Source organism: Massilia sp. Root133, assembly GCF_001426525.1.
Taxonomy (GTDB): Bacteria; Pseudomonadota; Gammaproteobacteria; order Burkholderiales; family Burkholderiaceae_D; genus Telluria; species Telluria orientalis.
In genome coordinates this window covers 255,572-271,743 of record NZ_LMEW01000005.1, presented here as the reverse complement: position 1 = coordinate 271,743, position 16,172 = coordinate 255,572, and the positions used below count along the sequence as shown (strand labels likewise).

The 16,172-nt window shown below is 69.2% G+C and carries 13 protein-coding genes; 8 read left to right on the top strand and 5 right to left on the bottom strand.

What is annotated here, in order from left to right; genetic code table 11:
• Nucleotides 1-11 precede the first annotated feature (11 nt).
• Both ASD28_RS06655 and ASD28_RS06650 read right to left on the bottom strand, forming a co-directional pair.
• Nucleotides 12-1,019 carry a DUF2156 domain-containing protein gene (locus ASD28_RS06655; protein WP_056125582.1) on the bottom strand — a complete coding sequence of 336 codons (1,008 nt, stop codon included), beginning with the start codon at nucleotides 1,017-1,019 and terminating at the stop codon, nucleotides 12-14.
• 118 nt (nucleotides 1,020-1,137) lie between these two features.
• Complete coding sequence (locus tag ASD28_RS06650; RefSeq protein ID WP_056125579.1) at nucleotides 1,138-1,788, bottom strand: class I SAM-dependent methyltransferase; 651 nt, start codon at nucleotides 1,786-1,788, stop codon at nucleotides 1,138-1,140.
• A gap of 285 nt (nucleotides 1,789-2,073) precedes the next feature.
• On the opposite strand from ASD28_RS06650, the gene ASD28_RS06645 reads away from it, so the two are divergent.
• From ASD28_RS06645 to ASD28_RS06615, 7 genes are all read left to right on the top strand, one after another.
• Nucleotides 2,074-3,288 carry a DUF4861 family protein gene (locus tag ASD28_RS06645; protein ID WP_056125576.1) on the top strand — a complete coding sequence of 405 codons (1,215 nt, stop codon included), beginning with the start codon at nucleotides 2,074-2,076 and terminating at the stop codon, nucleotides 3,286-3,288.
• Nucleotides 3,288-5,966 carry a hypothetical protein gene (locus ASD28_RS06640; RefSeq protein ID WP_056125574.1) on the top strand — a complete coding sequence of 893 codons (2,679 nt, stop codon included), beginning with the start codon at nucleotides 3,288-3,290 and terminating at the stop codon, nucleotides 5,964-5,966. Before ASD28_RS06645 ends, ASD28_RS06640 begins: the two co-directional genes overlap by 1 nt.
• A 9-nt stretch (nucleotides 5,967-5,975) precedes the next feature.
• Nucleotides 5,976-7,271, top strand: coding sequence for a right-handed parallel beta-helix repeat-containing protein (locus ASD28_RS06635; protein ID WP_056125572.1), 1,296 nt, complete (start codon nucleotides 5,976-5,978; stop codon nucleotides 7,269-7,271).
• A 19-nt stretch (nucleotides 7,272-7,290) separates the two neighbouring features.
• Nucleotides 7,291-8,556, top strand: a complete 1,266-nt coding sequence (locus ASD28_RS06630; RefSeq protein WP_056125570.1) for a rhamnogalacturonan acetylesterase — start codon at nucleotides 7,291-7,293, stop codon at nucleotides 8,554-8,556.
• Complete coding sequence (locus tag ASD28_RS06625; protein WP_056125568.1) at nucleotides 8,553-9,527, top strand: glycoside hydrolase family 43 protein; 975 nt, start codon at nucleotides 8,553-8,555, stop codon at nucleotides 9,525-9,527. Before ASD28_RS06630 ends, ASD28_RS06625 begins: the two co-directional genes overlap by 4 nt.
• Before the next feature lie 171 nt (nucleotides 9,528-9,698).
• Nucleotides 9,699-10,073, top strand: a complete 375-nt coding sequence (locus tag ASD28_RS06620) for a DUF2382 domain-containing protein (RefSeq protein WP_056125566.1) — start codon at nucleotides 9,699-9,701, stop codon at nucleotides 10,071-10,073.
• Between the two features lie 20 nt (nucleotides 10,074-10,093).
• Entirely contained in the window at nucleotides 10,094-11,260 is a 1,167-nt protein-coding gene (locus ASD28_RS06615) for a DUF2382 domain-containing protein (protein WP_056125564.1), read from the top strand.
• Between the two features lie 31 nt (nucleotides 11,261-11,291).
• Here the strand turns inward: ASD28_RS06615 and ASD28_RS06610 are convergent, their stop codons facing one another.
• Together ASD28_RS06610 and ASD28_RS06605 are read right to left on the bottom strand one after the other, a co-directional pair.
• Nucleotides 11,292-12,212 (bottom strand): NAD(P)/FAD-dependent oxidoreductase, encoded by a 921-nt coding sequence (locus tag ASD28_RS06610; protein ID WP_056125562.1) that lies wholly within the window; start codon nucleotides 12,210-12,212, stop codon nucleotides 11,292-11,294.
• Entirely contained in the window at nucleotides 12,193-12,648 is a 456-nt protein-coding gene (locus tag ASD28_RS06605) for an Rrf2 family transcriptional regulator (protein ID WP_056125560.1), read from the bottom strand. The genes ASD28_RS06610 and ASD28_RS06605 overlap by 20 nt, the downstream gene beginning before the upstream one ends.
• A 61-nt stretch (nucleotides 12,649-12,709) precedes the next feature.
• Between ASD28_RS06605 and ASD28_RS06600 the strand changes: the two genes are divergently transcribed.
• Nucleotides 12,710-14,029: a GMC family oxidoreductase N-terminal domain-containing protein gene (locus ASD28_RS06600; protein ID WP_056125558.1), complete on the top strand. Its 1,320-nt coding sequence runs from the start codon at nucleotides 12,710-12,712 to the stop codon at nucleotides 14,027-14,029.
• On the opposite strand, the gene ASD28_RS06595 is transcribed toward ASD28_RS06600, so the two are convergent.
• The gene (locus ASD28_RS06595; protein ID WP_056125556.1) at nucleotides 13,995-16,169 is read right to left on the bottom strand and encodes a glycoside hydrolase family 3 C-terminal domain-containing protein; all 2,175 of its coding nucleotides are present in this window, start codon (nucleotides 16,167-16,169) and stop codon (nucleotides 13,995-13,997) included. The two genes, ASD28_RS06600 and ASD28_RS06595, sit on opposite strands and share 35 nt — an antisense overlap.
• Between the last annotated feature and the right edge of the window lie 3 nt (nucleotides 16,170-16,172).

Below are 16,172 nucleotides of genomic sequence, written 5' to 3'. Positions count from 1 at the left end.
CTCTCCGTGGCCTAGAGGATCCGCGTCAGGCGGAACATGGCCGTCATGGCGAGGGCCGGCAGCGCGTTCCGGTGGCAGCAATACGTCTTGTCGACCTGCCCCTGGAAGCGCGACTTGGCGAATTCCAGCCCCTTGAAGTTGTAGAGGAAGTCCATCCGCTCGCGGATCACGGACAACGTGGCGCGCAGCACGCGCGATTCCTGCGGCTCGACGTCGCCGGCCAGCATCAGCGGCGTCAGGCCCAGGTCCACGCACGGCACGCCTTCTTCCTGGAAGCGCGCGATCGCGTACGCCATCAGCGCATACCACAGGCCTTGCCGGAAGTTGGCGGACGAGCGCGAGATGTTCGGCACGTAGCCGGCCAGGCGGCCGTCGCGGTACAGCGGATCGAAGAACACGAAGCCGACGGCGTCGATGCCGCGGTAGGCGTAGAAGTAACGCGTGCCTTCGCGGTAGTCGACGATCATCGGCCGGATCAGGAAGCGGATCTCGTTGTTCTTGCAGCGGCGCGTACGGAGCCACGCGTCGGAGATGCGGCGCACGTCATGGTCGAAGCCGCCCTCGCGGATCTCGATGCCGTCCGCGCGGGCGGCGTTGATGGCCGTGCGGATGACCTGCTTGCGCGCGCCGCGCAGCGAGAACGTGGCGAGGTCCAGGCGCGACTCGCTGCCGAACTGCGTGCCGTAATAGCCGTGGCGGGCATGCAGGTGGTCGACGACGCCCTTGCCCACCTGGACGAAGACGGCGTCGGGATAGCGGCCGACGAAGGCGGTGAGCATCGCGTCGCGCAGGTGCGGCGGGCACACGGGCTCGCCCAGCGCGAAGCGCATGCCCCAGTATTTTGCGAAGGCGATGTAGCCGACGCCGGGCACGTCGAAATACGACATGCCCGGCTGCATGGTGCAGAACGACAGCGCGTGACCGCCGTATTGGCGCAGGACGGCGGCACGCCTGGCCGTATCGTGATGGGACAGGTCGGCGGCGATGTGCCGCTCCAGCGCGACAGCGTGTTGGCTCATGTGGGCTCCGGTTGGATTGCAGGCACCCGTCGTTCCCGCGCACGCGGGAACCCATACTGAGCGTCCTGTTCAGCTCAGCATGGATCCCCGCTTTCGCGGGGGACGACGGCGTTGGGTCTCAGGCCGGTTTCTGCCCGATGACCGACCAATAACAGTCGAGCAGCAGCAGCTTGTAGTGCTTCTGTTCGCCGACCTGCAGGCCGAACTTCTTCATCCACTCCGGATAGTTGTAGATGTTGTGGAAGGCGTTCCCGGCGAATAGCCAGAAGAAGCCGACGGCCCCGTACCAGTACAGGGTCTTGACGACGCGGCTGAACACGTTCCCGGTCGGGAACGAGAAATCGCCGACGACGATATGGGCGCCCGGGCGCCCCAGGCGGATCAGGTGCGCGAGCACGCGCAGCATCATGTCCTGCTCGAACACGTTCAGGAAGAAGTTCGCGACGACCATGTCGTACTGCTCGAATTCCTCGACCAGCATGATGTCGCTGTGCACCTGGCGGATGCGCACGTCGACGATGCCTTCGCGTTCGAGATTGGCCTGGAATTTCTTCAGCATGGTGGCCGACAAATCGACCACCGTGACGTCGGCGCCGAGCCGCGCGGCGTGGACCGCGTCGCGGCCGTGGCCGACGCCGGCGAACAGCACCCTGTCGCCCGGACGCAGTTTGTCGAGCATGGCGACCTTGCAGCGGTGGATCGATTTGCCGCTGTAGAACGCGCTGAGCCAGTCGTAGATCGGCCCTACGAGCTTGTACTTGTCTCTCATGTTTGCCCTTCCGGTCTTTCCGACCGATATAAGTGTCTCCCCTGCCCCGTTCACGTTGCATGAACGTCAAGCTCCATTAGAGTAATGGAAAGCCCGCGCATTCCACGGCCCGGCGCCTTGTCCTTGCGAGCCAAAACACTGGCTTTGCGGGTCATGCGCGTAAAGACCATCGCTCAACGCGCTGATTGAATGGCGCCCGTCACCGCCCGTAAGTTGACACCCGGGAGCCGCCGAATCGATACTCGACGGGCATATTCCCACTGGACCCTTACGCCGCCACGAACGATGAAACTCTCCCTGCCGCTGTTCGCCCTCACCGCCCTCGCCACCACTGCCCACGCGGCGGAGCGCCTCACCGTCACCGTCACCCACGATCTCGCCATCGCCCGGCCGGCGGAAACCATCGCCATCCCGTGGAAGAGCGTCAACGACGCGCTGCCGCATGCCGGCATCCAGCACATCGTCGTGAAGGACGCGGCCGGCCGGGTGCTGCCGCACCAGGTGACGAACGTGGCGCCGGAAGCGAAGGATCCGCAGAAGAACGGGGTCGCGTACGGCGAACTGCTGTTCCAGCACGACTTCGCGCCGGGCGAGAAGCGCGCCACGTTCACGGTCGAAAAGACGGACGCCGTGGTGCCCCCGTTCCCCACCAAGGTCTGGGCCCGCATCGTGCCGGAACGCCTCGACGACTTCGCGTGGGAGAACGACAAGGTGGCGCACCGCACCTACGGCCCCGCCCTCGCCGCCCCGGCGCCCGCCGGCGCCGACAAGGAAGTCCTGAAGACGAGCGGCCTCGATATCTGGTTCAAGCGGGTCCCGTACCCGATCGTCGACCGCTGGTACAACATCGGCCACGACCACTACCACCACGACGAGGGCGAAGGCATCGACATGTACAACGTCGGCACGACACTGGGCGCCGGCGGCACGGGCATCTGGGCCGGCGGCAAGCTGGTCTCGGGCATCAACTTCACGCACTGGAAAGTGCTGGCCAACGGCCCCGTGCGCGCGATCTTCGAACTGACCTACGACGGCTGGGACGCGGCCGGCACGAAGGTGGCCGAGGTCAAGCGCTTCACGGTGGACGCGGGCCATTACTTCGACCGCATCGACAGCACCTTCACGTTCGCGGGCACCGGTCCGCTGCAGGCGGCCGTGGGCCTGAACAAGGAACCGGCCGACAAGGGCGAGGACGCCAAGTCCACGTTCACGGAAGACGCTAAATCGAAAGCCCTCGTCCAGTGGGTCGCGCAGAAGAAGAGCGGCGATTTCGGCGTGGCCGTGATCCTGCCGTCCGCCGGCACCCCCGCCTTCGGCGCCGATGCGCGCAACGCGTTCATGCTGGCGCCGGTGACGTCCGGCCAGCCGCTGCGCTATTACGTGGGCGCCGCGTGGACGCGCGCCGGCGGAATCACCTCGCGCGAACAGTGGCAGCGCACCGTGACGGATGAAGCGGCGCGCGTGGCCGCGCCCGTGCGCGTGAGCCTGTCGGCGCGCTGATGGACCGCCGCGACTTCTTCCGCGCCACCGCACGCGTCACCTCGGTGGCCACGGCACTGCCGCTGGGCGGGACGGCGCGGGCGGCGGCCACGCCGGCGCAGCCACCCGACGGGGCGGCGCTGGGCTGGCTGGAAGGCGCACCCGCGTTCAGCGCCGGCACGACATTCGGCGTGCCGTGGCCGCGCGGCGCCGTCCGCAAGGACCAGCAATTCGTCGTCGACGGCGCGTCCGGCGACGTGCCCGCGCAAAGCTGGCCGCTGGCGGTCTGGCCGGACGGCTCGCTGAAATGGACGGCCCACGCGCTCGGCGCGAGCGTCCGCCCCGACACCGCCCTGCGCGTGCGTCCGGGCGCGCCGCGCGCCCGCGCGCAACAGGCCGTCACCGTGCGCCGCGCGGCCGGGGGCTTGGTCGCAAGCACGGGCGTCGTCGAATGCGCCGTGCCGTCACGCGGCCCCGTGCTCGTGACGGCCATCCGCCGCGCCGGCCGCGACATCGCGCGCGACGTCCGCCTCGTCGCGCTGCGCGACGACCAGCCGGAAGGCAGTACGCGCCGTACCGAATTCGTGAGCGAAGTCGAGCAAGTGACCTTGGAGCAGGAAGGCCCGGTGCGCAGCGTGATCAGGCTGGAAGGCAGGCACCGCGACAAGACCCGCGCCTGGCTCCCGTTCACCGTCCGTCTGTACCTGTACGCGGGCGCCGAGTCGATCCGCATCATGCACACGTTCGTGTTCGACGGCGACGAGCGGCAAGACTTCATCCGCGGCATCGGCCTCACGTTCGACGTGCCGCTGCGCGACGCGCTGCACGACCGCCACGTGCGCTTCGCCGGCGAGGACGGCGGCCTGTGGGCCGAGGGCGTGCGCAACCTGACCGGCCTGCGGCGCGACCCGGGCGCCGACGTGCGCCGCGCCCAACTCGCGGGCGAACGCTGCCCGCCCGTGGCCGACAAGGTCGCGCCGCTGCTGCACCTCGTGCCGGCGTGGGGCGACGTGTCGCTGGCGCAGCTGTCGGCCGACAGCTTCCGCATCCGCAAGCGCACGAAGGCCGGGTGCGGCTGGGTCGATTCGGCCTGGGGCCGGCGCGCGCCCGGTACCGGCTATGTGGGGGGCGTGTCCGGCGGCATGGCCTTCGGCCTGCGCGATTTCTGGCAGCGCCACCCGACGCAGCTGGACATCCGCGACGCCCACACGGACGCGGCGCGCGCCACGGTCTGGATGTGGTCCCCGGACGCGCCCGCGATGGACCTGCGTTTCTACCACGACGGCATGGGCATGGACACGCATGCCGAGGAGCTGCAGGGCCTGGAGATCACGTACGAGGATTACGAGAAAGGCTTCGGCACGCCGGTCGGCGTCGCGCGCAGCAGCGAGATCACGCTGTGGGCGTTCGAGGCGACGCCGCCGCGCGCCCGCCTGGTGGAGATCGCGCAGGCGGTGCAGACGCCGCCGCAGCTCGTGCCCGCACCCGCGCACATCCTCGCGACGCAGGTGTTCGGCACCCTGTGGTCGCTGCCGGACCGCAGCACGCCGGCGCGAGCTGCGATCGAAGACCAGCTGGACGCGCGCTTCGATTTCTACCGCAAGGAAGTCGAGCAGCGCCGCTGGTACGGCTTCTGGGACTACGGCGACATCCGCCACACCTACGACGCCGACCGCCACGACTGGCGCTACGACGTGGGCGGCTTCGCGTGGGACAATTCGGAACTGTCGCCCGACCTGTGGCTGTGGTATTCGTTCCTGCGCACGGGCCGCGCCGACATCTTCCGCATGGGCGAGGCGATGGTGCGGCACACGAGCGAAGTCGACACGTACCACCTGGGCCGTTTCGCGGGGCTCGGCTCGCGCCACAACGTGCAGCATTGGGGCTGCAGCGCCAAGCAGGTGCGCATCAGCACGGCCGTCTACCGGCGGTTTTATTACTACCTGACGGGCGACGAACGCACCGGCGACATCATGCGCGAGGTCCTCGATGCGGACCGCAGGCTGGACGACGTCGATCCGGTCCGCAAGCTCGCGAACCAGCCGCCCAAGGGGCCGTACCCGGCGCGGATCAGCTTCGGCACGGACTGGGCGTCGCTCGTGGCGAACTGGCTGACCGAGTGGGAGCGCACCGGCAGCGCGCGCTACCGCGACAAGATCGTCACCGGCATGCGCGACATCGCCGCCATGCCGCACGGCTTCTTCAACGGCGACCGCATGGGCTACGAGCCGGACACGGGCCGGCTGCACAACATGATCGGCAACGACGTGAAGGCCCTGCACCTGAACGCCGTGTTCGGCGCCGTCGAGATCTTCGACGAGCTGATACGCCTGACGGGCGACACGGCCTTCGAACGCGCATGGCTCGACTACTGCGAACTGTTCAACGCGCCGGTCGACGAGCAGCGCCGCCGCCTCGGCGCGCCGCACGGGGCCACGCACGCGCTGTATGTCGGCCACTCGCGCCTGACCGCGTACGCGGCCTGGAAGCGCAAGGACCCCCGGCTGGCGCGGCGCGCGTGGCAGGAGTTCGCGGGCGAAGGCAGGCAGCGGCCGTTCCGCACGGTCCGCGTGGCCGGGCCGGACGTGCTGAATCCCGTCGACGAAGTGCCGTGGGTGAGCACGAACGAGACGGCGCAATGGGGCCTCGCCGCCATCCAGAACCTGGCGCTGATCGGCGCCGCGCTGCCCCGCACTTAGGAGAGCCGCATGCATCGTTTCCTCGTGATTGCCGCGGCCTGCGTCGCCGGGCACGCATCCGCCGCGACCTGGTACGTGGCACCGACCGGCAGCGACACCGCGGCCGGCACCCTGGCCGCCCCATGGCAATCGTTCGCGCACGCGCAGGCCGTGGCGCAGCCGGGCGACACCGTGTATTTCCGCGGCGGCCGCTACGCCTACACGAAGGCCACGGCGGCATGCGCGTCGCGCCGCGCGACCGTGTCCGCCATCGTCCTCGACAAGAGCGGCACGGAACAGCAGCCGATCCGCTACTGGGCGTATCCGGGCGAGACGCCGGTGTTCGACTTCTCTGGCATGAAGGACGATTGCCGCGTCAAGGGCATCGAAGTCGTCGCCGACTGGATCCACCTGAAAGGCCTGGAGATCACGGGCGCGCCGCAGCAGCCGGACAACCGCCTGAACCACGAATCGTGGGGCGTGTGGATCGATGCGAACCACGACGTGTTCGAGCAGCTGAACCTGCACCACAACATGGGCCCGGGCCTGTTCATCAAGGACGGCGGCTGGAACCTCGTGCTGAACAGCGATTCGCACCACAACTACGATCCGTACACATCGAACGGCGCGGGCCAGAGCGCGGACGGCTTCGGCGCCCACGTGAGCGCAGGCCATCCGGGCAACGTGTTCCGCGGGTGCCGCGCGTGGGCGAACACGGACGACGGCTTCGACCTGATCAACGCGTACTCGCCGGTGACCATCGAATACTCGTGGGCGTGGCAGCACGGCTACCTGCCGGGCACGCACACGCCGCTCGCGGCGGGGAACGGCAACGGCATCAAGGCGGGCGGCTACGGCGGCAAATATGTGGCGAACGGCGCGAAGCACGTCGTGCGGTTTTCCGTCGCCTTCGACAACAAGGTGTCGGGATTTTATGCCAACCATCATCCCATCGCGCTGGACTTCTTCGGCAATACCGCTTTTGGAAATGTTATCGATTACAATATGCTCGGCGTGGCCCCTGACGGCGGTCCCGTCTACCTGGGCACCCTGCGCAACAACCTCGCCTACCCGGCGGGTGCGGCGCTGAAGGTGGAAGGCGCGGACAGCGCGGCCAACTCCTGGGATCTGCACCTTGCGTTGAAGCCGTCCGACTTCGACAGCGTGGCGCCCACCGGTTGGGACGCGCCGCGCAAGCCGGACGGCAGCCTGCCGGACTTACCCATGTTCCACCCGTCTGCCGCCAGCGCCGTCATCGACCGCGGCGTCGACGTGGGCCTGCCCTGGCGCGGCAAGGCGCCGGACCTGGGCGCGTTCGAGCGCTGAATAGAACCACAGGAAAACCATGAACCCATCGATCCGCGGGGCGATCAGCGCCCTGCTTCTCGCCGCCTGCGCGGCCAACGGCCATGCCGCAGAGTGGAAGTTCGCGTTCGGCCCCGGCAAGGCGCCGGCCGGCTACACGCCCGTCGACGCGGTCTACAGCACCGCGCGCGGCTACGGCCTCGAGCCGGGCGGCCGGCCCGACGGCGTCCATCCCTATTATTTTTCCGTCGACCTCCCGGAAGGGAATTACACGGTGACCGTCACGCTGGGCGACGACAAGGCCGCGACCACGACGACGGTGAAATCCGAACTGCGCCGCCTGATGCTGGAAAACGTGGCGACCCGGCCGGGCGAAACCGTCACGAAGACGTTCACCGTCAACGTGCGCACGCCGAAGATCCCGACCGGCGGCGAGGTGAAACTGAAAGCGCCGCGCGAAACCGTCGAGGAAGCGTGGAACTGGGACCCGCGCCTGACGCTGGAAATCAACGGCGCGCATCCGGCCGTCCGCACGATCGCCATCGCCCCGGCGCACGTGCCGACCCTGTACCTGCTGGGCGATTCGACCGTCTGCGACCAGCCGGCGGAACCGTACAACAGCTGGGGCCAGATGCTGCCGCGCTTCTTCAAGCCCGGCATCGCCGTCGCCAACCACGGCGAATCGGGCGAGACCTACCGCGACTCGCTCGCGCGCCGCCGGCTGGACAAGATCGTGAGCGGCATGCAGCCGGGCGACACGCTCCTCATGCAGTTCGGCCACAACGACCAGAAGCAGATCAAGGATGGCAAGGGCGGCCCGTTCACGACGTACAAGGCGGAGATCAAGGCGCACGTGGACGCCGTCCGCGCGCACGGCGGCCTGCCTGTGATCGTGTCGTCGATGGAGCGGCGCGGCTTCGATGCCGACGGCCATGTGATCCCGTCGCTGAAGGACTACGCCGAGGCCGCGCGCCAGGCCGCGCAGGAATTGAACGTGCCGTTCATCGACCTGAACGCGATGAGCAAAGTCTTTTACGAGGCGCTGGGTCCGGAAGGCTCGAAGGCCGCGTTCGCCGCGCCCGCGCCGGGCCGCCTGGACAACACGCACCACGACAGCTACGGCAGCTACGAGCTGGCGAAGGCCGTCGTGCTGGGCCTGCGCCAGGCGCGCGTACCGGCGGCCGGTTTCATCGTCGACGATTTCGCGTTCGATCCCGCCCATCCCGATCCGGTCGCGGCGTTTGCCGTACCGCCGAGTCCCCATCACACCGTAGAGCGCCCGCTGGGCGACGAGGAGCATAAATGAAACGCCGCACCGTACTGACGGCCCTCGGCGCGGCCGCACTGAGCGGCTGCGCGGGCATCAAACCGGCATCGCAACCAGACGCCTACGTATTCGCCTACTTCATCGACAACGGCCAGGACGGCCTGCACCTGGCCGGGAGCGACGACGGCTACCGCTGGGAAGCGCTGAACGGCGGCCGCAGCTACGTGGCGCCCACGGTCGGCAAGGCGAAGCTGATGCGCGACCCGTGCATCGTGCGCGGCCCGGACGGGATCTACCACATGGTGTGGACGAGCGGCTGGAACGAGACGGGCATCGGCTACGCGTCGTCGCCTGACCTCGTCCACTGGTCGCCGCAACGCGAGCTGCCCGTGATGGCGCACGAGCCGACCACCCTGAACGCGTGGGCGCCGGAGATCGCGTGGGACGAGAAGCGCGGCGAATACCTGATCTTCTGGTCCTCGACGATCCCGGGCCGGTTCGCGGCATCCGAAGCGGCCGGCGACGACGCCGGCGCCAACAAATACAACCACCGCATCTACGCGACGACGACGCGCGATTTCGCCGCGTTCACGCCCACCCGCCTGTTCTACGATCCGGGCTTTTCCGTCATCGACGCAACGTTCCTGCGCACGCACCACGGCGACTGGCTGCTCGTGAAGGACGAGACCCGCCACCCGCCCCGCAAATACCTGCAGCTGGCGCGCGCCGCCGGCCTGCAGGGGCCGTTCGAACCGCTGGGCGCGCCGATCTCGCCCGCCGGCCTGTGGACCGAGGGCCCGACGGCGCTGCAGGTGGGCGACGACGTCATCGTGTACTACGACGCCTACACGACGAAGCACTACGGCGCGCTGCGCTCGCGCGACCTCGTGCACTGGGAAGACGTGACCGCGCAGATGCACTTCCCCGACGAAGGCACGGCGCGGCGCATGCGCCACGGGACGGCGCTGCCGGTGCCGGCGGATGTGCTTGCCGCGCTGCGCCGGCCATGACGCCGCCCGGCGTCCCGTCCTACAGTCTCGATTGAGGGGAGGCAACGGTGCGCGGGAACCGTAGACAATAGAGTAATCTCGGTCGCTCCAGTGTCGTGATCCCGGAGGCGGACCGTGTCCCTTGACTCATCAAAACCCGATCAGGAAAAACAGGAGCTCGTGCGGGTTCCCGTGGTCCATGAGGAGGCATGGGTCGAGAAACGGATCGTCGACACGGGTCGCGGCGTACGTATCCACAAGACTGTCGCCGAAACCCCTTGCCGGATCGACGAACGCCTGCTGCGCGACGACGTCGAGGTCCACCATGTGCCGGTGGACCGCATCGTCCCGCTCGACCAGGCGCCCGCGACCCGCTACGAAGGGGATACGCTCGTGGTACCGATTCTCGAGGAAGTGCTGGTCGTCGAACGGCGGCTGCGCATCAAGGAAGAGCTCCACATCACGCGCACCCGCCGCGAAGAACACCACGTCGACACGGTCATGCTCAAGTCCGAGCAGGTCAGCGTCGAGCGCTTCGACGAGCACGGCGACACTTCACCCACGTGACAATCACCGGAGGACGCATCATGCAACATACTCTCGTAGCGGTGTTCGACAACCGCAGCGATGCCCAGAACGCGATGGACGAACTGCTGGCATCGGGCTTCACCCGCGACAACGTCTATGTCTCCAGCGCCGACCTGTCCGGCACCACGACGACGACCGGCGCGACGCTCGGCGCGACCCATGAGGAAGGCGTGGGCGCCTCGATCAAGCACTTCTTCGAAAACCTGTTCGGCTCGGACCACGACGAACATGCCACCCGCTATTCCACCGCAGTCGCGGGCGGCCAGCACGTGCTGACCCTGACCACGTCGTCGGAACCGGAAGTGGAGCGCGCCGCGGACGTGATCGAACGCTTCGGCCCCATCGACATCGACGAGCGCCACGACCTGGCGGGCAGCGCGGCCTCGCTGGGCACGAGCGCCTACCAGCCGCAGACGTCGCCGTCGCTGGCCGCCGGTTCGATGCAGTCGGGCACGCAGGGCGGCAACCTGTCCGGCAGCCTGTCCGACTCGACCTCGCGTTCCGACTCGCTGCAGCGCGAGACGGCCGTCGACCGGACCACCGGCAAGGCCGCGATCCCGGTCGTGCAGGAAGAAGTCCGGGTCGGCAAGCGCCAGGTCGAACGGGGCGGCGTGCGCGTGTTCTCGCGCCTGGTCGAGACGCCCGTGAACGAGACGGTGTCGCTGCGCGAGGAACACGTCAGCGTGGAACGCCGTCCGGTCGACCAGCCGATCGACCCGGCCGACGTCGCCGCGCTCAAGGACCAGACGATCGAACTGCGCGAAACGGCCGAGGAAGCCATCGTGCAGAAATCCGCGCGCGTGGTCGAGGAAGTCGTCGTCGGCAAGGAAGTCAGCCAGCGCCAGCAAAACATCAAGGACACGGTGCGCCACACGGAAGTCGAGGTGCAGCCGCTGCAGGGCAGCGCGCCCGACGACGACACTTATTACCGCAATGACTGGCAGACGAATTACGCCAGCCTGGGCGGCACCTACGACGACTATGCGCCGGCCTACCGCTACGGCAACGAGATGCGGCGCGACGCCCGCTACCAAGGCCGCAACTGGGACGACGTGGAATCCGACCTGCGCAGCGACTGGGATACCCGCTACGGCGGCAGCGGCTCGTCCACGTGGGAACGCATGAAGGCGGCCGTGCGCTCGGGCTGGAACCGCATGACGTCGTAAGCGTCAAGGGCACGGCGCGGCATGCCGCGCGTCACGCCAGGACGGCCAGCTCGGGAATCAGGGAACGGTGCGCGGCGATGCCCGCCAGCGCGCCGTCCGCCACCGCGAGCGCCACGTTGCCGGCGGGCCGGGCCAGGTCGCCGCAGCAGAACACGCCCGGCACGCTGCTCGCCTTCTGCGCATCGGTCGCGACGTAAGGCCCCATCGGTCCGGTTTCCAGCGCGCAGCCCAGCTGCCCGGCCAGCGGGCTGGCGATGTGCGTGCGGGTCGCGACGAACAGTCCCGCCAGCGGCAGCCGGCGTCCGTCCTGCAGCACCACGTCGGCCCGGCCTTCGATGCGCGCGACCGGCGTGCGCTCCACGGCCACGCCGCGCCGGGCCAATGCCGCCAATTGATCCTGCCGCGGTTCGAACGCGCCGTTCAGCAGCAGGGTGACCTGGCCCCAGTCGGGCAGCATCAGCGCCTGGTGCAGCGACGCTTCGCCCGCCGCGAGTACGCCGATGGCGCCTTCATCCAGTTCGTAGCCATGGCAGTACGGACAGTGGAACACGCTCGTGCCCCAGCGTTCCTCCAGGCCGTCCACGGCCGGCAACGTGTCGGCGACGCCGGTGACGAGGATCAGCCGGCGCCCCCGCACGGTGCCCCCATCCGGCAGCGCGACGTCGAAACCGTCGCCGTCGATGCGCGCCGCCACCGCCGTCTCGTTCGCCCACGCGACGTTCGGGTAGGCGCGCAACTGGGCGCGGCCCTGCGCCGCGATGGCCGCCGCTTCCGCGCCATCCTGCGTGAGGAAGCCGTGCGAGCGGTCCGCGTGGCGGTTGCGGCGCCGGCCGGCGTCGATGACGAGCACGCGCCGGCGCGCCCGCGCAAGCTGCATGGCCGCCGACAGGCCGGCGTAGCTGCCGCCCACGACGATCACGTCGAATGCGGACTCATTCTGATGGGTGTGCATGATGTACTCCTCCTTCGGGATACAGCGCGTTGAAGCGCTCGGACAGTTCCGCCAGCGTGACCTGCGCGAAGCGCGCGAGCAGCAGCGCCTCGGCTTCGGCGAGCGCGTCGCCGAGAGACTGGTTGACGACCTTTTCCACGAGACAGCCGGGCTGCTCGACACGGTTGCCGATCGCGAACACGGTCGGCGACCCCACCGCTTCGTACACGTCGCGCAAGGTCACGCGCCGCAGGTCGGCGGTGACGGCCCAGCCGCCGCCATGTCCCTTCTCCGACGCGACGTAGCCGCGCTCGCGCAGCCCCGCCAGCGTGCGGCGCACGAGCACGGGATTCGTGTGCAGGAAGCCCGCCAGCTCTTCCGACGTCAGCGGACGGTCGCTGTGGGCCATGTGCAGCAGCAGGTGCAGGATCGAGGAAAGTTTGCTGTCGGTTCTCATGTAACTTATGATAGTACAAAACGGGTCGGCGTGCACTACGGCGTGCACGCTACAATGCCGCATGTCTTCGAACTCCCCTTCTTTCGACGCCATCGTGGCCGGGACCGGCCCGGGCGGCGCCAGCGTCGCGCGCGAGCTCGCGCGGGCCGGCGCCCGCGTGCTGATGGTGGAAGCCGGCGGCGCCGCGCCGCTCGCGGGCACGCTGGCGCAGATGGCCGGCATGGCCGCCGTGCCCGGCAAGGGGGCGTTCCTGCACCGCGACCTGTCGCTGCTCGTGCGCGCGCTGACGACCGGCGGCACGTCGACCATCAATTTCGCCACCGCCGCGCCGCCGCCCGCCGCCATGTTCGCCAGGCACGGCATCGACCTCGCCCCGGCGCTGGCCGCCTGGCGCGCGGAACTGCCGATGGCGCCGCTGCCGGACGATCTCGTGGGGCCGATGGCCGCGCGCATCGCCGCGGGCGCCCGCGCGCAAGGACTCGCGTGGCGCAAGCTGGACAAGATGATCCGCCCGGCCGCGTGCCGCACCGGATGCTGGCGTTGCGTCTACGGGTGCCCGTTCGGGGCGAAGTGGTCGGCCCGCGAGCTGGTCGACGACGCCTGCAGGCACGTCGCGCGACTGGTCACCGATGCGCACGTCACGCGCGTGCTGGTGGAAGATGGCCGCGCCGTGGGCGTCGAAGCGAAAGTCGGCGGGCGGATGGAGACGTTCCGCGCCGGCCTCGTGGTGCTGGCCGCGGGCGGCATCGGCAGCCCGCGCATCCTGCGTACCTCAGGCCTGCTGGCAGGGCCCGTGCCGTTCTTCAGCGACCCCGTCGTGGCCGTGATGGGCACGGTGGACGGCATCGAAGGCGGCGGCGCCGAGGTGCCGATGGCGGCCGGGCATTACGATCCGGAGGCCGGCATCAGCCTGGCCGACCTCACGCTGCCCCGCCCCATGTACCAGGCGTTCGCGGCGCAGGCGGGCCGCGTCGACCGGTTGTTGGCACACGACCGCACGCTGACGATCATGGTCAAGATCCGCGACGAGATCAAGGGCAACGTCGGCCCGCGCTGGGTCGACAAGACGCTGGCGCCGGGCGACCGGCGCCGCTTCGATGCCGGGATCGCGCAGGCGCGCGGCATCCTGGAAGCCGCCGGCGCGCGGCACATCTTCGCTAGCCACCATTTCGCGGCGCATCCGGGCGGCACGGTGCGCATCGGACAGGCGCTGGACGCGGACCTCGCGACGGCGACGCCCGGCCTGTACGTGTGCGATGCGTCCGTCATCCCCGAACCGTGGGGCCTGCCGCCCACCCTCACCCTGCTGTGCCTGGGCTGGCGGCTGGGCCGTCACCTGGCGCGGGTCAGCGCTTCACGGGCAGCGTCGCCGTCAGCTTGATGTCGGCCGACGACTCGCCCACCATCAGCTTCACGGGCACCGGCTCGACCTCGAACCGGCCCGCCTGCGTGTTCCAGTACGCGAGGCGCTGCGCCGCGAGCGGGATGCGCACCGTGCGCGTCTCGCCCGGCTTCACGTTCACGCGCCGGAAGCCGACCAGCGCCTGGCGCGGCCGCTCGACCTGAGACTTCGGCCACGCGGCGTACAGCTCGACGACGCTGTCGCCCGCCACCTTGCCCGTGTTGGTCACGTCCACGTCGACGTCGACCGTGCCGTCGGCCGCCAGCGCGGGCGCGCTCGTGCGCAGCTTCCCATACTTGAAGGTCGTATAGGACAGCCCGTGCCCGAACGGGAACAGCGGCTGGCCCTTGAAGTACATATAGGTGCGGCCGTGGCGGATGTCGTAGTCCATCATCGGCGGCAGCTGCGATTCCGCCGCCGGCCACGTCGCCACGAGCTTGCCGCCGGGGTTGTAGTCGCCGAACAGCACCTGCGCGAGCGCCGTGCCCTGGTCCTGCGACGCATGCGCCATCTGCACGATCGCGGGCACGTGCTCCTTCGCCCAGCCGATCGTGTACGGGAAGCTCGACACGAGCACCATCACCGTGCGCGGATTCGCCGCCAGCACCTGTTTTACCAGGCCTTCTTGTGCGAGCGCCAGGGTCTCGCGGTCGCGCCCCTCGCGGCCGTCGCCCGGGTCGGCGCAGGGCTTCGTGCCGGCGTCGGTCCACTCGTGCGCCATGTTCGGGCCGCAGGTCGGGTCGTTGCCGACGACGACGATGGCCACGTCCGCGTCGCGCGCCGCCTTCACGGCCGCGTCGTTCGCATTGTCCGCCGCGTAATCGACCTTCACGCCCGGCCCGACGGCCGCCTTGATGCCGGCCAGCGCCGTCACCGTGTACGGCGCGGTACCGCCATACCAGTCCCAGTGCACGCTGTCCGCATGCGGCCCGATCACGGCGATGCGCTTGACGCGCGACTGCGCGAGCGGCAGCGCGCGGCCGTCGTTCTTCATCAGGACGATGGATTCCAGCGCCATCTTCAACGACACCGCCTTGTGCGCCGCGCTGTCCCACGGCGCCGGCCCGTCCTTGATCGCGGCATACGGATTGCCGGCCGGCGGGTCGATCAGGCCCAGTTTGATCGTCGTGCGGAACTTGCGCGCGAGCGCCTCGTCGAGATCGGCCACCGTGATGGTGCCCTCCTTCAGCGCGGCGCGCAGCTCGTCCTGGTATTTGTCGAGGTACTGGTTGATGCCGGCCTTCAGGCCCGCGACGGCCGCCGCCTTCTGGTCCGGATACCGTTTATACAGTTTCACCAGGTTGCCGATGGCGCCGCCGTCGCTCGAGATCACGTCCGCGTTCCACTTCCCGATCACGAGGCTGCGCAGCACCGGGTGCACGCCCATCGGCGTCCCGTTCCACGCGTTGTACGACGCCATCAGGGCGCGCGCGCCGCCGTCCTCGAACGCCATGCGGAACGGCGCTGCATAGTATTCGTGGAACTGGCGGTCGTCGAAATCGGACGTCGAGTTGCCGCGGCCGTTCTCGTTGCTGTTGGCGAGGAAGTGCTTGAGGAGCGCCGCGCCGCGCCAGTATGTCGGGTCGTCCCCCTGGATGCCGCGCGTGAACGCCGTCGCCATCGTCCCGACGAGGAATGCGTCCTCGCCATAGACTTCCTCGCTGCGGCCCCAGCGCGGGTCGCGCGCGAGATCGGCCTGCGGGCCCCATTGCATCAGCATCGGGTGCCTGTACTTGCTGCTTTGCGTGATGTAGCGGGCTTCCGTCGACTGCACGGCGCCGGCCTGGCGCACGAGCTCCGGGTCCCAGCTCGCGCCCATGCCGGGCGGCTGCGGGAACTGCGTCGTCGGGATGGGCTCGCGCTGGCGCTTCGATTCGCCGCGCTGCACAAGGCCGTGGATGCCTTCCGTGCTGCCGAAGCTGGGAATGCCGAGGCGCGCGACGCCGGAATCGGTCGACAGTGCGGCGATCTTTTCGTCGGGCGTCATCAGCGCCAGGATGTTGGCGATGCGTTGTTGCGGGGCCAGGTTCGGGTCCTGGAACGGGTAGGTCGCCGCGTGGGCGGTCCCGGCGCACAGTGCGGCGGCGAGGGCCGCGGCGCGGAGGATGTTCGTCTGCATGCT

What these genes read in the sequence shown, in the direction of transcription:
- ASD28_RS06655 (WP_056125582.1), bottom strand. Translation starts at nt 1,019, where the DNA reads ATGAGCCAACACGCTGTCGCGCTGGAGCGGCACATCGCCGCCGACCTG.
- ASD28_RS06650 (WP_056125579.1), bottom strand. Translation starts at nt 1,788, where the DNA reads ATGAGAGACAAGTACAAGCTCGTAGGGCCGATCTACGACTGGCTCAGC.
- ASD28_RS06645 (WP_056125576.1), top strand. Translation starts at nt 2,074, where the DNA reads ATGAAACTCTCCCTGCCGCTGTTCGCCCTCACCGCCCTCGCCACCACT.
- ASD28_RS06640 (WP_056125574.1), top strand. Translation starts at nt 3,288, where the DNA reads ATGGACCGCCGCGACTTCTTCCGCGCCACCGCACGCGTCACCTCGGTG.
- ASD28_RS06635 (WP_056125572.1), top strand. Translation starts at nt 5,976, where the DNA reads ATGCATCGTTTCCTCGTGATTGCCGCGGCCTGCGTCGCCGGGCACGCA.
- ASD28_RS06630 (WP_056125570.1), top strand. Translation starts at nt 7,291, where the DNA reads ATGAACCCATCGATCCGCGGGGCGATCAGCGCCCTGCTTCTCGCCGCC.
- ASD28_RS06625 (WP_056125568.1), top strand. Translation starts at nt 8,553, where the DNA reads ATGAAACGCCGCACCGTACTGACGGCCCTCGGCGCGGCCGCACTGAGC.
- ASD28_RS06615 (WP_056125564.1), top strand. Translation starts at nt 10,094, where the DNA reads ATGCAACATACTCTCGTAGCGGTGTTCGACAACCGCAGCGATGCCCAG.
- ASD28_RS06610 (WP_056125562.1), bottom strand. Translation starts at nt 12,212, where the DNA reads ATGCACACCCATCAGAATGAGTCCGCATTCGACGTGATCGTCGTGGGC.
- ASD28_RS06605 (WP_056125560.1), bottom strand. Translation starts at nt 12,648, where the DNA reads ATGAGAACCGACAGCAAACTTTCCTCGATCCTGCACCTGCTGCTGCAC.
- ASD28_RS06600 (WP_056125558.1), top strand. Translation starts at nt 12,710, where the DNA reads ATGTCTTCGAACTCCCCTTCTTTCGACGCCATCGTGGCCGGGACCGGC.
- ASD28_RS06595 (WP_056125556.1), bottom strand. Translation starts at nt 16,169, where the DNA reads ATGCAGACGAACATCCTCCGCGCCGCGGCCCTCGCCGCCGCACTGTGC.